We start from the raw sequence: 13,309 nt of genomic DNA, 5'->3' as shown, positions 1-13,309 counted from the left end.
CAGCCCCTATTTCCAAGGGGACCTACGGGTTACCGCGCCGAACCTAGGGGGTGATAGGGGAAAGCCCCGACCGCGCCGGCGGCTATCGTTCCACGCAGGACAGCGTGCCTTTTGGGGGGAACGATGCTTGAGGGATTGGGGCTGGATTCTCAGACGGAGGCCGTGTACCTGGCGATGCTCAAGGCACCAGCCGCCATGCCACATGACATAGCCTTGAGCCTCCGACTGGCGGAGCGTCAGGTGCACGACGCCTTGGGCGAGCTGGCGCGGATGTCGCTACTACAACCGTCCACAAGAGAGCCGCAGAGCTTGCGGCCGGTGCATCCCGAAGCGGCGTTACAGGCGCTCGTGGCCCGCAGGCAGGCCGAGTTCGCCCGTATGCAGCAGGAGCTCGAAGAGGGCAAGGCCGCGGTGGCGATGCTGTTGGCGGAGCATGCCGAGTTGAACCCTCCGGTTCAGGCGCCCGACGTGGAGTACGTGGAGGGTGCGGACGAGGTCGAGGCCCGGCTCCGTGACCTGACCAACGCCTCGCGTTGGGAGGTCTGCGCGTTCGTCCCGGCGCAGTCACAGCTGCCGCTGTCCAGCGAGTCCGGAGAGATGCTGCAAGCGCACGCGATCGAACGCGGAGTGCGATACCGCACCGTCTTCCTGGACAGCATCCGCAACAATCAGCCCGCGCTGGAGCACGCGCAATGGCTGATGGCGCTGGGCACCGAGGTGCGCACGGCGCCGCTGCTGCCGCTCCAACTGTTCATCATCGACCGGGCGCACGCGCTGGTGCCGGCCGACCCCGGTGGCGCCTCGGAGGCGGCGGCGATGGTGTCCAGCGCCGGCATGGTTACCGCGCTGCTCGCCCTCTTCCAGTCCACATGGAACGGTGCGGCACCGCTGGGCGGGCCGCGGCGGCGGGACGGCGACGGCCTGTGCCCGCAACGTAAGCAGGTGCTGCGGTTGCTCGCGTCGGGGTGCACGGACGACGTCATCGCCCGCCGCCTCGGCGTTTCCATCCGCACCGCCCGGCGGGTGGCGTCCGATCTGCTGAGCCGGCTCAACGCACGCAGCCGCTTCCAGGCTGGTGCCCGGGCGGTGGCCTGCGGCTGGCTGGACGTGGACGACCTCGACATGTGCTGACCGCGCGCGGTCAGCGCACGACGATCGCGGTGAGGAGCACGTCACGGCTGAGCAGCCACCGGCCCGAGAAGGTGTCGATCTTCTCGCCGGCCACCTCGGGCCCGGGTACGAGCAGGTTGGCGACAAAGGTGCCGGTCCACTCGCGCGGGTGCAGACGCACCAGGGTCGCGTCGAAGTCGAGCCACGCGCCGGTGAGCGTGAACCAGCTCTTGTACACGGCCTCCTTGGCGGAGAACAGTAGCCGGTCCCAGCACACGCCCGAATACCTACGCGTCAGCAGGTCCACATCGGACCGCTCCTCGGCGTGGCTGATGGTCGCCAGGAGGGTACCCGGCAGCGGCTCGTTCGGCTCGGCGTCGATGCCGATGGAGGTGGCCTGGGACGCCTCACCCACCACCGCGCCCCGGTACCCGGAGCAGTGGGTGATGCTGCCGACGATGCCCGCCGGCCAACGCGGTTCGCCGTGCGCGCCCGGCAGCAGCGGCACCGCCGGCCGGCCCAGCTGACGCAGCGCGCGGCGCGCGCAGATCCGACCTGTGGTGAACTCCCGCCGGCGCTTCTCCACGGCGTGCTCGACGACCTTGGCTTCTTCTGGAAAGAGCGACTCGTCGTTGGCATCGTCGAACGACTCCGCGTACGTCAGGTACGGAGGAAGGATTCGTTTTATCATGGCCCACCCTCAGATCGGCTGGTTTCCGTGTTTGCGCCCGGTCGCCGTAGAGGGCTTGGCGCGCAACAGCTCCAAAGCCCGGATGACCTTCATCCGGGTGTGGCGGGGGTCGATGACGTCGTCCACGAGGCCCCGCTCGGCCGCGTAGTAGGGGTGCATAAGTGTGCGGCGGTACTCCTCGACCCGGCGGGCACGTTGACCGTCGGGGTCCACGGCCGCGGCGATCTCCTTGCGAAACACCACGTTAGCCGCCGCCTCGGCACCCATCACGGCAACTTCGTTGGTGGGCCAGGCGAATGACAGGTCGCATCCGATCGACCGCGAGTCCATGACGATGTACGCACCGCCGTACGCCTTGCGCAGGATGACCTGGATCCGCGGCACAGTCGCCGCGCAGTACGCGTACAGCAGCTTCGCGCCATGCCGGATGATGCCGCCGTGTTCCTGGTCGACGCCCGGCATGAACCCGGGCACGTCCACGAGCGTGAGGATCGGGATGTTGAAGGCGTCGCACATCTGCACGAAGCGCGCGGCCTTCTCCGACGCCTTGATGTCCAGCGCACCCGCCAAGCGTCTCGGCTGGTTCGCGACGATGCCGGTCAGCTGACCGCCGAACGCGGCGAGCCCACAGATCACATTGCGGGCCCAGCCAGCGAAGAACTCGAAGAACGCCCCGCCATCCGCGATCTCGCGGATGACCGCCAACATGTCGTACGCCTTGCGGGGATCCGCGGGTACCAGATCCAGCAGCGCTTCGTTGGTCCGGTCGCGACGGTCCGTGCAGGGCAGCGGCGGCGGCAGTTCTCGGTTGTTCGCCGGCAGCAGGGAAAGCAGGTGACGGACGTCGGACAGGCAGGTCGTCTCGTCGGGGCGGACGAACCCCGCCACGCCGGACAGCGAGCCGTGCGCGTGGGCGCCGCCCAGCTCCTCGTGGCTGACGTCGGCTCCGGTAGCGGCGCGCACCACATCGGGGCCCGTGATGAACATCTGCGCGGTGCCGCGCACCATGAAGACGAAGTCGGTCAATGCCGGTGAGTACGCCGCACCGCCTGCGCACGGACCGAGCATCACGCTGATCTGTGGTATGACGCCTGAGAAGCGCACGTTGCGCTGGAAGATGCCACCGTACCCGGCGAGCGCGGTCACGCCTTCCTGGATCCGCGCGCCGGCACCGTCGTTCAGGCTGACGAGCGGAACGCCCGCGGAGTACGCCAGATCCATCACCTTGTGAATCTTCTCGGCGTGTGCTTCGCCGAGAGCGCCGCCGAAGATCCGGAAGTCATGGGCGTACACCATGACGTCGCGCCCGAAGACCTGCCCCCAGCCGGCCACCACACCATCGGTGTGTGGACGACGCGCGTCGAGGCCGAAGCCGCTGGCACGGTGCCGGCGAAAGAGCTCGACCTCGTGGAACGAGCCGGTGTCGAGCAGGGTGTCCAGCCGTTCGCGGACGGTCAGCTTGCCCTTGGCGCGCTGCCTCGCCGTCGCTTCGGCGTCGCCCGTGTGGGCGCTTTCGACGCACAGTTCGAGCTCGGTCAACCGGTCCCGCATCGTCTCTGGCGGAAGCTGGGTCACGGATGTCGGGACAGACTGTGCTTTTTCCTGCATACGCTCGTCGCCCCCGCCGCCAGCGTGGCTTCACCACGACCGTTCTGAAGAAACACGACGCTAGTCAGCGCGCGCGACCACCGAGAACCCCTACAGGCCCCTAACCTGCGCGGCCTTGACGGCTCATTCCCGCATCGCCACATAGGCTGTGTACGAGTTGGGGGAAAGCAACACTTCCACCTGGTGCGAGCGTGTCTCGTCCAGCACGCGGAAGGTGACCGCCACCTCGGGGTAGGCCGTGGTAAACCCGAGAAACGTGAAGTAGTGGTCGCTGTTGAGCGTCAGGCGGTAGGTGTGCCGATCAGACGTCGGCTGGTACCAATCCCTGACGCAGCCTTGACGATCGGTCTCGGCCTGCGCCAGGGGTATCCAAACTCCATCACCGACGCGTTCCAAGCGGACACGCACGCCGGCCGCCGGCTGGCCGTGCACGGCGTCCTGGGCTCTTACGGAAATGCTCACGTGGGACCCCACCGTCCGTCGGAATCCGCTGGCGACACCCGGGCTCATGGCATTCCGGGCGAAGGATGCGGATACGCTATCCGACAGCTCTATCGATCTGACATCGATCTACCGCTGGTGGATCGCACCGCCCGCTGAGTCGATGCGGTCATCGGCACCGCGCGGGCGTGCCCGCAGCCGGTCTCTCAGACGAGACCGCATCGGGTCCACGAGGCTGGCGTCGACCGCGGCGGCCAACGCGAAGGCATGCAGGAACGCCTCACGCGCGGAGGTCTTGTCACCGTCGGCCAGATGCGCCTCACCCAGCAACAGCAGCGTTCGAGCCTCGTGCAGCGGCATGCCCAACTCCCGCACCACGGCGTGGGCCTTCCGGAGCAGGTCGGTCGCGCGAGCCGGCTCGCGGCGCGCGAGTGCCAGGTCGCCGAGCCCCTTCAGGGCCAGCACCCGGATGAACCGCTGATCGCTCAGCTCGGCCAGCGTCAGCGCGGCGCTCAGCACATTGTCGGCCTCTTCCGGCTTGCCCAGCCCCAGGTGCGTGACGCCGAGTCCGTACAGCGCGGCCGCCTCCAGCAGCGGGTTGCCGATCTCCCGCGCGAGTTGCAGGGCGCGACGGAACTCGCTTAGGGCGGCGGTGTGTTTCCCGGTCATCAAGTAGGTGTGGCCCAGCCGGTGGGCGATCCTCGCCTCGGCGTAGCGCGAGTCGCCGTCACGGTTGAGCCGTTGCGCCTCGCCAAGCAGACGCATCGCCTCATCGGGCTGGTCTCGCTCGATGCAGAGCGCGGCCAGGTCGTGCAGCACGTGCGCCGCACCCGCGTTGTCGTGGATCCGGCGCAGCGTCGACAGGGCTTGGTCGCAGTGGCTCGCCGCGCCCTCCAGATGGCCGCACAGCCGGTCGATGTGGCCGATCTGGCTCAGCGCCCACGCACCGCCGCGGTCGTCGCTCAACTCGCGAAACAGGTGCAGCGACTCGATGAGTTCCTTCCGGGCTTCGGTGAACCGCTGGGTGGCCATGCTCAGCGCGCCCAGTGAGCAGAGGATCGCCGCCTGGCCCCGCCGGTCGCCGACCTGCCGCGCGGCGGCGAGCGCGACCTCGTGCGTCTCCCGCCAGTCACCGAAGTAGGACCGGGACTGGAAGAAGCCGGCGGTGCTGATCGCCAGGCCCCAACAGAGGTCGACGAGGCCCGCGCGGGCGGCCTGCGCGGTCGCGGCTACCAGCGTCCGGCGCTCCTGCTCGAACCACAGGCGGGGCGACTCGACGAGCTGCTCGACGAGCTCAGCAGGCACGTCATACGCGCCGTCGGGTACCAGTCCCGACGAGACGCCGTACACGCGGCGGTCGGCGGTGGCCGCGACGACCAGGAGGGTACGCAGGACGCGCGCGAGGACCTCGACGCGTTCGGTGTAGGAGTCTTCCACGGCGAGGCGTTCGCGAGCGAACACCCGCACCAGGTCGTGCATCCGGTATCGGCTCAGCGCGCGTCGGCCCGTGTCGACGGTCTCCACCAAGTGCGCGTCGGTCAGCTGGTCGAGCAGGTCGTACGCCTCCGCGAAGGGGCGGTCCAGAATCGCCGCCGCCATCCAGGCCGAGAAGCTGGGACGGTCGAGGATGGCCAGCTGGCGAAACAGCCGGCGGGCCGGCTCGCCGATGTTACGGTAGCTGAGCGACAGGCTCGCTCGTACCCCCATCTCGCCGTGGTTGAGCTCGTCGAGCCTGCGGGTGTCGCTCTCCAGGCGCTCCACGAGCAGCCCGATGCTCCAGTTGGGACGCGCCGACAGGCGGGCGCCGGCGATGCGCAGGGCCAGCGGCAGCCCGCCGCAGAGCTCCACGAGCTTTTCGGCCCCCGCCTGCTCCTTGGACACCCGTTCGGCACCGAGGATCCGGGTCAGCAGCTCGACCGAGGCGCGCGGGTCGAAGACGTCGAGCTCGACGCGCATAGCACCGGGGAGCGCGGCGAGGCGGCTGCCGCTGGTGACGACGACCGCGCACCCGGGATTTCCGGGCAGCAGCGGCAGCACCTGCCCCTCGCTGGCCGCGTTGTCCAGGACGAGGAGCACGCGCCGGGTGGCCAGCAGCGCGCGGAAGACCTCGGCCCGCTCCTCCTGTCCCTCCGGCAGCATTGTGCCGGGCACGCCGAGTACCCGCAGGAAACGCTCCAACACGGCGGACGGCGGCACCGGCGCCGAGTCGGTGCCGTGCAGGTCGGCGAACAGCTGGCCGTCGGGGAAGTGCTCGGCGATCCGGTGCCCGAGGTGGACGGCGAGCGCCGTCTTACCCACGCCGGACTTTCCCGACACGACCACGACCGGCACCGCGAAGTGGGTGGGCTGTGCCTCGCCGACCTGAAGGTGCCTCTCGATCGCCCCGATCGTCGCTGCCTGGTCGGTGAAGTCGGCGATATCGGTGGGCAGCATGCGTGGCGAGGCGATCGCCGGCGCGGCAGGCGCGGCGGCCGCCGTTCCGGCCCCCGCGGGCACGGCGAGGTCGTGGTCGCCGGTGAGGATCGCGTGCTCCAGCTGCTGCAACCGCTTCGGCGGCTCGATGCCGAGCTCCTCGATCAGGATGCGCCGGCCGTCCCGGTAGACCTGAAGCGCCTCCGCGTCGCGCCCGCACCGGTAAAGCGCGGTCATGAGCTGGCCGCGCAACCGCTCCCGCAACGGATGCGCCGCCACGAGCTCGGTGAGCTCGCCGATCAGCTCGCGGTGGCGCCCGAGATCCAGCTCGAGCTGTATGCAGTCCTCATTGGACATGACGCGGCACTCGGCGATCCGGCCGGCCGCGATGCGCACCGGCCGGCTTTCGATGCCGCTGAAAGCCTCTCCGCGCCACAGCGACAATGCCTTGCGGTAGAGGTTGACCGCCTCGTCCGCGCGGCCCTCGGTACGCGCGTGCCGTGCGGCCAGCACCAGATCCTCGAAGTGCTGGAAGTCGAGGGACTGTGCGGGCACGTTGATCGCGTATCCCTGCTGGTAGGTCGCGATGACGTCGAGCAAGCCGCGTGTGGCGAACGCCCGCCTCAGCGTCGACGTGCTGATCTGCACCTGGGCGCGGGCGGTGGCCGGTCGGTCGTCACCGTAGGCCGCGTCGACCAGTCGCTCGACGGATACGGTGCGGTTTGCGGAAAGCAGCAGCATCGCCAGCACCGTCTGCTGGCGCGCACCTCCGATGGGCACCGGCTGCTCGTTGACGCGGACCTCTAGCGGTCCCAGTATGCGGAACTCCACGTCACTCTTACCGCCGTTCCCCGGCTGCTGCGTCCCTTTTCGATTGTGAGGATTGCTCTTATCTCCGTGAATGACCGGCATCAAAAGGCCCCCGTGCCGTAAGACCGCCGTGATCAAAGGATTATGGACGCATCGTAGTACGCGCATCGCTCTATCTGGAACGGCGTGGTCGGCACTGTGTCCGCCGGTAGCGCTGCCATGACTTACCGTGCCGGGAGTACCGGCAGGATGTACGGACTTCTCGGCCCGAACGGTGAACGGCACTAATTAATGACAATCCGCATTCTGTCGGATCCGGGTGGTCCGGATGATGGGACATTTACGTTTCCTTGACGCGGCCGGGCCTTGACGCGTTCGATGTCCCTGGTTCCCACATTAGTTGACCGCTCGTGGCCAGCCCAGTGGCGTGTCCGGTAGTGGCCAATTCCAGCCACGGTGGTGTGTCGATGCCCGGGCAGCCTCATGCCCGGTCCGGGCCGGCGACTTTCCTTCGCCCCGACGCTAGAAATGACGACAACGGTGGATCGCGAGGGTCGCCGCCATGGTGTCCGTAGGGGGGCGGTCGTGACGAGCCGAGTCGCAGGCGGATCGGGCGGGATGGTGACTGAAGAGTCAGCCGGCCACGTCCAGCGCTGGCGCGAGGAGCACGGCCCCTCGACGATGCCGTCCTGGACCGAGTCCGGCATCCCGGTGGCCGCGCTGTACGGCCCCGAAGACGCCGCCGCTGACTACGGAACCCACCTGGGCGTTCCGGGCAGCCCACCGTACACACGCGGGGTCTACCCGACGATGTACTCCGGACGCGCGTGGTCGATCCGTCCGCTCGCCGGGTTCGGAACGGTCGAGGACACCAACCGCCGCCTGCGCCTGCTGCTGGACGAGGGCGCGACCGCCATCAACACGGTCTTCGACTACCCGACCAACCGGGGGTACGACAGCGACGACGAATGGGCCCGCGCCGACGCCGGGCTCGGCGGCGTCGCGGTGGACAGCATCGACGACATGGTCGACTTGTACGCGGGCGTGCCACTGGACGAGGTGAGCGTCTCCCTCGTGCTGTCCCACCCGGTCGCGGCGGGGGCGATCCTCGCCATGTACCTGGCCGCCGCGAAGCGCCGCGGGATCGACCCGGCCACACTGTCGGGCACGCTACAGAACGACTTCATGATGGAGACGGTCGTCCTGACCGCGCCGAGCGTCCTCGAACCCGAGTTCGCCTTCCGGCTGTCCATGGACGTCACCGAGTACTGCACCCGGCACCTGCCGCGCTGGCACCCGGTGAGCTTCACCGGATACAACTACCGCGAGGCCGGTGCCGACGCCGTACTCGAGGTGGCACTGGTGGTCGCGAACGCGGTCGCGACGATCGAGGAGATGCGGGCGCGGGGCCTGCCGGTCGACCCGGTGGCCCGCCGGCTCTCGGCCTTCTTCACCTCCGGCAGCGATCTGTTCGAGGAGGTGGCCAAATACCGCGCGGCGCGGCGGGTCTACCACGATGTGCTGACCGACCGGTTCCATCCGAGCGACGAGCGCAGCACCCGGCTCCGCTTTCACGTGCAGACCTCGGGTTCGGCGCTCACCGCCGCGCAGCCACTCAACAACGTCGCCCGAGCCGCCCTGCACGGTCTTGCCGCGGTCCTCGGCGGCGCACAGTCGCTGCACATCAGCGCGTTCGACGAGGCACTGTGCGTACCGTCGGAGACCGCCGCCCTGACCGCCCTGCGTACCCAGCAGATCCTGCTCGCCGAAACCGGAGTCACCCGGTCCATCGATCCACTCGCCGGCTCGTACCTCGTCGAACACCTGACCGACCAGGTCGACAGCCGGGTGCGCGAGACCCTGGCGACCGTCGACGAGATGGGCGGCCTGGTGCAGGCGGTGAACACGGGCTGGGTACACGCCCGGATCCTGGACACCGCGTGCCAGGCGACCGCCGACATCGACGAAGGCCGCCGCCCGGTGGTGGGTGTCAACGTCTCGGCGCACCAGGCACCCACCACTGTGGAGACCTTTGACGTGCCGGAGACCCTGCCCCGGCAACGCGAGCGGTTGGCCCGGGTGCGCTCCCACCGCGACAGCGACGCTGTTTCTGACGCGCTGCGCCACCTGGATCAGTGTGTGGTCAACGGTTCCAACACGATGCCGGCGCTGATCGCGGCGGCGGAGGTCGGCGCCACGCTCGGCCAGTGCTGCGACGTTTTCCGCCACCGCCACGGGGGCTGGCGCCAACCCTTGCGATGAGGTGAGACCGATGCCAATCCGAGTTGCCATCTTCAAGCCCGGCCTCGACTCGCACTACCGGGGTGCCATGACGGTCACCCGGCACCTGGCCTCTCGCGGGATGGAGGTGGTGTACCTCGGAAACCAGCTCCCGGCAGGTGCGGCCCGGGCCGCGCTGCAAGAGGACGTCGACGTGCTCGGCATCTCCAGCCTCTCCGGTAACCATCGCGAGACCGTGCCGGCCGTGATCGCCGAGCTGCGCGCGCAGGGCGGCGAGGACATCGTCGTCGTGCTCGGCGGGATCATCCCCGACATCGACCGGCCGCTGATGTTCGACGCCGGCGTACAGCGCATCTTCGGCCCCGGCACGCCGCTGGCGCATATCGCCGAGGAAATCGCGCTGCTGGTCGGGGAGCGCGACGCGGCCGAGGCGTCGGTGCCGATCGGGTCGCCGTCGTGACCTCCACGATCGCCGGACCACCGGCGACACGTACCCGCCCATTGGCTGAGCACGCGGTCGACGACAGGTTCCTGGTTTCCGAGGGACGCATTTTCCTCACCGGCGTGCAGGCGCTCGCCCGCGTCGTGCTCGACCAGATGCGTGCCGACCGCCGGGCCGGGCTGCGTACGGCCGCGCTGGTGTCCGGCTACCAGGGATCGCCGATCGCCGGGTTCGGGCAGCAGATCGACGCCGCTACGCGGCTGGAACCCGGCCTGCCGGTGGTGCACCAGCCGGGCCAGAACGAGGAGCTGGGCGCCACGGCGGTATGGGGCAGCCAGCTCGTCGGCCAACTGCCCCGGCCGCGCTACCAGGGCGTGCTGGGCGTCTGGTACGGCAAGGCACCCGGCCTTGACCGCGCCGCCGACGCGCTGCGCCACGGCAACGCGTGCGGCGCCGACCCCACCGGCGGCCTGCTGGCGCTGTGCGGTGACGACCCGCAGTGCAAGTCCTCGACACTGCCGTCGGCGAGCGAGAGCATGCTGGCCACGCTGGGCATGCCCGTGCTGTACCCGGCGAACGTCCAGGAAATCCTCGACTTCGGCCTGCACGCCATTGCCGAGTCGCGCGCCAGCGGACTGTGGGTGGCGCTGAAGCTCGTCGCCAACGTCGCCGACTCCAACGGCACCGCCGACGTCGCGCCGCACCGGATCCGGCCGGTGCTTCCGGTCGTCGAGTACGGCGGCCGGCCGTACCGGCACACTCCGTCGGGCGTCCTGCTCGCCCCGAAGTCGCTGGAGATCGAGGCGACGATGCGCGGTCCGCGCCTGGCCGCGGCTAAGGCGTACAGCCGTGAAAACCACCTCGACCAGGTGAGCGGAGCCACCACCGACGCGTGGATCGGCATCGCCGCCGCCGGCCCGGTGTACTTCGACGTCCTGGAAGCGTTGCGCCGCTTGGGCTTGCCCGAGTCCGAACTGGAGCGACGCGGGATTCGGCTGGTCAAGCTGGCCCAGATCTGGCCGCTCGACGACGAGGTCGTCACCCGGTTCGCCCGCGGGCTGGAGGAGATACTGGTCGTCGAGGAAAAGGCCGAGTTCGTCGAGACGGGCATCAAGAACGCGCTCTACGCGCAGGCCCGGCACCCACTGGTGACCGGCAAGCGCGACGAGCGGGGCGAGCCGCTCGTCCCCCACGCCGGGACGCTCGACGTCGACCTGATCGCCACCGCGCTCGCCAGGCGGCTGCACCGCCTCGGCGTCCAGGCCGCCCGGCCGCGGCCCACCCCGCTGACGCTGTTGCCCGCCGGTCCGCGCCGCACCGCCGCGTACTGCTCGGGCTGCCCGCACAGCCAGTCGACCGCCGCACCGGACGGCGCCGTCGTCGGTGTCGGCATCGGTTGCCACACCATGGTGATCCTCAACCCGGCCGGTCGCGGTGAGCTCGCCGGGCTCACCCAGATGGGCGGCGAGGGCGCGCAGTGGATCGGCCAGGCACCGTTCACCGACACCCCGCACATCTTCCAGAACCTCGGCGACGGCACATATGTCCACTCCGGATCCTTGGCCATCCGCGCAGCCATTGCCGCCGGTGTCAACATCACGTTCAAGCTGCTGTTCAACGGCGCCGTCGCGATGACCGGTGGGCAGAGCCTACAGCCGGCGCTGGGAATCGCGGGGCTGACGCGGCAGCTGGAGGCCGAAGGCGTGCGCCGGGTCATCGTCACCACCGACGAGCCCGGCAGGTACGACCGGACGCCGCTGTCCCCGATCGCCACGGTCCGCGATCGCTCCGAACTGCTCGCCGCACAGAAGGAGCTGGCCACGGTGCCCGGCGTCACGGTCCTGGTGCACGACCAGCAGTGCGCGGCCGAACGACATCGCATGCGCAAACGCGGCCGGTTGCCTACCCCGGCGCGGCGGGTGGTCATCAATCAGCGGGTATGCGAGGGCTGCGGCGACTGTGGCCGAAAGTCCGGCTGCCTGTCGGTGCGACCGGTCGAGACCGAGTACGGCCGCAAGACGGCCATCCATCAATCGTCGTGCAACCACGACCACACCTGCGTCGACGGTGACTGTCCGTCGTTCGTGTCGGTGTGGCCCGATCCCCGGCGCCGGACGACCGCGACCCCGCCGCCGAGCGACCTGCCCGCCCCGGCGACGCGAGTCGGCGAGGACGTCACGGTCCGCCTTATCGGCGTCGGCGGCACCGGACTCGTGACCGTATCCCAGATTCTCGGCGTCGCGGCATTCCTCGACGGGAAGCACGTGCGCGGCCTCGACCAGACCGGCCTCGCCCAGAAGGGCGGTCCGGTCGTGTCCGACGTACGCGTCTTCGGCCAGCGGCCGGCACACGCCAACCGCGCGGCCAGCTCGACCGCCGACGTATACCTGGGACTCGACCTGCTCGGCGCCGCCAACCCGCAGAACCTGGCCACCGCCCGGCCGGGTGAGACGGTCGCGGTCGTGTCGACCAGCCAGATCCCCACCGCCTCGATGGTGCTCGACCCGGCGCAGCGGTTCGGCGGCGTCGCCGAGTACCGCACCTTCATCGACTCACACACCAGGCGCGAGCACAACGTGTACCTGGACGCACAGGACATCGCCGAACGGCTGTGCGGCGACGCGATCGCCGCCAACACCGTCATGCTCGGCGCGGCCTGGCAACACGGAGCACTCCCCATCTCGCTGCCCGCCATGGAGCAGGCGATCCGGATGAACGGCGTCGAGGTGGAGCGCACCCTGGCCGCCTTCCGGTGGGGCAGATGCGCCGTCGCCTCACCGGAACTGCTGGACCGGCGCGGTCGAGGCGAGCCCGATACGCCACCGTCCGCGGACGCCGCGATGGCGGTCGCTCGCGCGTTCGGTTCCCGCCTGGCGGCCGGCGGCGAGCTCCACCGGTTGCTCACGGCACGTGCCAGCGATCTCGTCGCATACCAGAACGCCCGGTACGCGCAGGAGTACGTGGCTTTCGTCGCCCGCGCGTACGATCGCGAACATGCGACCGTGCCGGGCGCCACCGACGTGACCACCGCCGTGGCACGCAACCTGTACAAGCTCATGGCCTACAAGGACGAGTACGAAGTCGCGCGGCTCAGCGTCGATCCGGCCTTCGTCGAGCGGGTGCGTGGCGAGTTCGGCCGCCGTGCCCGTGTTGCCTACCACCTGCACCCGCCGATCCTTCGCGCGCTCGGGCTGCGCGGGAAACTCACCCTTGGACCCTGGTTCCGTCCGGTCCTGCGGGTCTTGGCGGCGATGCGCAGGCTGCGCGGCACCGCGCTCGACCCGTTCGGGCGTACGGAGGTGCGGCGCCTCGAGCGGCAGCTCGTAGTCGGGTACCGCGAGTGCCTGCTGTACGCGCTGGATCGCCTGCGCCCTGACAACCATTCGCTGGTGGTCGAGCTTGCGGACGCGCCCGATGAGGTCCGCGGATACGAACAGCTCAAGCTGGCCAGCGCCGCCGGGTACCGCGACCGGGTCCAGCGCCTGTTGGCGAGGCTGGAGCGTTCCACCGCCGAGTAGCTGGCCATCACCCCGTCGCCGACTAGTGAGGAGAAA

General features: G+C 69.6%; 8 protein-coding genes. 4 read left to right on the top strand and 4 right to left on the bottom strand.

The window, feature by feature from the left end; translation table 11 throughout:
* The first annotated feature begins 240 nt into the window (after positions 1-240).
* Positions 241-1,131 carry a LuxR C-terminal-related transcriptional regulator gene (locus AC5L36_RS38885; RefSeq protein ID WP_441223695.1) on the top strand — a complete coding sequence of 297 codons (891 nt, stop codon included), beginning with the start codon at positions 241-243 and terminating at the stop codon, positions 1,129-1,131.
* Positions 1,132-1,141: 10 nt separating this feature from the next.
* On the opposite strand, the gene AC5L36_RS38880 is transcribed toward AC5L36_RS38885, so the two are convergent.
* The 4 genes from AC5L36_RS38880 to AC5L36_RS38865 form a co-directional block, all read right to left on the bottom strand.
* Positions 1,142-1,801, bottom strand: coding sequence for a 4'-phosphopantetheinyl transferase family protein (locus tag AC5L36_RS38880; protein ID WP_441223694.1), 660 nt, complete (start codon positions 1,799-1,801; stop codon positions 1,142-1,144).
* Positions 1,802-1,810: 9 nt separating this feature from the next.
* Complete coding sequence (locus tag AC5L36_RS38875; RefSeq protein WP_441223693.1) at positions 1,811-3,352, bottom strand: acyl-CoA carboxylase subunit beta; 1,542 nt, start codon at positions 3,350-3,352, stop codon at positions 1,811-1,813.
* A 180-nt stretch (positions 3,353-3,532) separates the two neighbouring features.
* A complete protein-coding gene (locus AC5L36_RS38870) occupies positions 3,533-3,871 on the bottom strand; it encodes a hydroxyisourate hydrolase (RefSeq protein ID WP_441223692.1) in 339 nt (112 codons plus the stop codon).
* 108 nt (positions 3,872-3,979) lie between these two features.
* Complete coding sequence (locus AC5L36_RS38865; RefSeq protein ID WP_441223691.1) at positions 3,980-7,042, bottom strand: AfsR/SARP family transcriptional regulator; 3,063 nt, start codon at positions 7,040-7,042, stop codon at positions 3,980-3,982.
* Positions 7,043-7,693: 651 nt separating this feature from the next.
* Here AC5L36_RS38865 and AC5L36_RS38860 point away from each other — a divergent pair.
* The 3 genes from AC5L36_RS38860 to AC5L36_RS38850 are packed head-to-tail and all read left to right on the top strand — an operon-like array spanning position 7,694 to position 13,273.
* Positions 7,694-9,334, top strand: coding sequence for an acyl-CoA mutase large subunit family protein (locus tag AC5L36_RS38860; RefSeq protein ID WP_441223690.1), 1,641 nt, complete (start codon positions 7,694-7,696; stop codon positions 9,332-9,334).
* Between the two features lie 10 nt (positions 9,335-9,344).
* Positions 9,345-9,773, top strand: a complete 429-nt coding sequence (locus tag AC5L36_RS38855; protein ID WP_441223689.1) for a cobalamin B12-binding domain-containing protein — start codon at positions 9,345-9,347, stop codon at positions 9,771-9,773.
* Positions 9,770-13,273, top strand: a complete 3,504-nt coding sequence (locus tag AC5L36_RS38850; protein WP_441223688.1) for an indolepyruvate ferredoxin oxidoreductase family protein — start codon at positions 9,770-9,772, stop codon at positions 13,271-13,273. Before AC5L36_RS38855 ends, AC5L36_RS38850 begins: the two co-directional genes overlap by 4 nt.
* Positions 13,274-13,309 lie beyond the last annotated feature (36 nt).

It is taken from the genome of Phytohabitans sp. LZ39 (assembly GCF_059359075.1).
This window is presented reverse-complemented; position numbering and strand designations above follow the sequence as displayed.